The sequence below is a fragment of the Streptosporangium sp. NPDC051023 genome, from assembly GCF_040689595.1.
GTDB lineage: Bacteria > Actinomycetota > Actinomycetes > Streptosporangiales > Streptosporangiaceae > Streptosporangium.
On the sequence record NZ_JBFBCE010000220.1, the window covers coordinates 1 to 1,845 of the forward strand.

The 1,845-nt window shown below is 65.2% G+C and carries 5 protein-coding genes; 1 reads left to right on the plus strand and 4 read right to left on the minus strand.

The window, feature by feature from the left end:
- Window positions 1–143 precede the first annotated feature (143 nt).
- Window positions 144–437, plus strand: a complete 294-nt coding sequence (locus AB0395_RS48210; protein ID WP_366295100.1) for a hypothetical protein — start codon at window positions 144–146, stop codon at window positions 435–437.
- A 27-nt stretch (window positions 438–464) separates the two neighbouring features.
- Here the strand turns inward: AB0395_RS48210 and AB0395_RS48215 are convergent, their stop codons facing one another.
- From AB0395_RS48215 to AB0395_RS48230, 4 genes are all read right to left on the minus strand, one after another.
- Complete coding sequence (locus tag AB0395_RS48215; protein ID WP_366295102.1) at window positions 465–944, minus strand: DUF6221 family protein; 480 nt, start codon at window positions 942–944, stop codon at window positions 465–467.
- Window positions 941–1,324, minus strand: coding sequence for a DUF6221 family protein (locus AB0395_RS48220; RefSeq protein WP_366295104.1), 384 nt, complete (start codon window positions 1,322–1,324; stop codon window positions 941–943). The genes AB0395_RS48215 and AB0395_RS48220 overlap by 4 nt, the downstream gene beginning before the upstream one ends.
- Window positions 1,321–1,470 (minus strand): hypothetical protein, encoded by a 150-nt coding sequence (locus AB0395_RS48225; RefSeq protein WP_366295107.1) that lies wholly within the window; start codon window positions 1,468–1,470, stop codon window positions 1,321–1,323. The genes AB0395_RS48220 and AB0395_RS48225 overlap by 4 nt, the downstream gene beginning before the upstream one ends.
- Window positions 1,467–1,845, minus strand: a 379-nt coding sequence (locus AB0395_RS48230; protein WP_366295109.1) for a hypothetical protein, incomplete at its 5' end; no start/stop codon positions are given. The genes AB0395_RS48225 and AB0395_RS48230, both read right to left, overlap by 4 nt.

Consider the following 1,845-nt stretch of genomic DNA (forward strand, 5'->3'; position numbering starts at 1 on the left):
CCTCAGGGTGCACGTAAACCGAGGGAGAGGGAGGGGAAGCAATCATGGTCGTCTATTGTCCCAGCCGACCTGAGATGCCTATTCGCCGAGTTGGCGAGGCTGCGGATGAGTACCGTTGCCCTGTGAGCCGACTCTCCTGTTGCATGTCCGCCACGGAACTGACATCCGATGAGTACCGGATCCTCGACGAGTTGCCGGATGGCGCGAACACGGTCGAGGTGGAGGCGCACTGCTGGGTTCAGGAAGGACACCCTGGCCAGCACATGACGCTCGGCCAGGCGTGCGGGGCCGAGGACGTCGAGTGGTGGCTTCGCTGGGGAGACGAAGGCCGTGATCTTGCGGCTGTGGAGATGTGCCCTGAAGCGGATCCAGCGTCCGCGGATCTTTGCCTGTTGCCTGCCGGGCACTGGGGGCGGCACAGTTACGGCCTTGAGTAGGCCACGGCCGGATTTCGTAGACCCCGGCTACGGCGCCCACTCCTGCCGGTAACCGGGGCGGTGACGGTAGCCGTACGCGTGTCTACGCAGGTAGTCGCACGGGTAGTCGCCGTCGTGGTCTCCGCAGATCACGCAGTCGCGGCAGGCGGATTCCTCATGCCGGGCAATCTCGGACAGCTCAAACTCGCAACGGGCGATCGTGTCCTGCGGATCATGACGGGCGGCGTGTTCAGCGACTCCCCGGTACAGGGCTTGAGCGGCTTCCCGCTCCCGGATGTGTCCGCCTCCGGCGATCACCTTGCCTTCGTAGGCGGTTGAGTGATCGACCTTGTACGTCCACTCTTCGCCGGGCGACAGCCGAGGGTGGAAATGGTGCGGCTGGAGTCCTGCCGATTCGATCTCAAGGGCGACCAGGGACTGCTCGCCGCGGATCACGCAGGCGCGCAGGGCTGCGGTGAGGTCGCCCGTGATCGTGATACGCAGCCAGGCGAGCAGGTCGTCGGTCACAGCTTCCACTCCTCCTGGTAGTCGTCGTGGTCGGCGTACGGCTGAGCCATCTCCCAAAGAGTCCGTTTGGCGAAGTGCACCAAGCGGGGGATGCCGGACAGCATCTCTTCCTGGCAACGCACAAGGGTGTGCTGCCGGGCTTGGACATCACGCAACATGCGGGCCGGGTCGTAGTGTGCGATGTGGCGGGCCCGTTCGACGTCCACGTCGCCCGTGATGACGTCGCCTTGGCTGCTGCGGACACACGCCCGGCTCTCGTCGTGAGGGTCGGCGCGGGCCCGCTCGGTGTGCCATTCCTGGCTGAAGCCGGGATCTACTCGCACGACCTGCTCGTCCTCGTCGAAGCGAGCGCGTAGGAACGAGATCAGGTCGTCGGTCACTGTTCCTCCAGCTTCACGACCTGGTAGCCAGAGGCGACCAGGTCGTCGAGCACGACGTCGGCCCGTTCGAGGCACGCCTCCCAGGGAGGAGCGGGCTGGTAGCGGTGGATGGCGCGAGCGATAGTCACCCGCAAGTCGTTGGTCAACGTGCCTCCTGAAGAAGGGCCCTCGATCGGGCAACGGCGTCCATGTCCGGCGGCTCGTAGGCCATGCCGAGCAGGTCATGCATGCGCTGATAGATGCCATTTTCCAGGAGGTTAAGCGGCATGTCCTGCCACCGTGCCGGGCGGCCGAGAGCTCGGGTGAGGGTAACGATACGGCTGACGATGTACTCGCACCCAACAGACCAGCAGCCGTCACGGGCGTAGCGCATCTGGGAGTAGAGGTCGTGCCATAGGCGCATCAGCTCGTCGCCAGCGGCTTCTTCTAGGGTCTCGAAGGTACCCGCGTCAGCGATGGCTTGGCGGAGCTCCGCGGTACGGTCTGGGCTCATCACTCCTCCTCGGGAGAGGTGGGCGCCT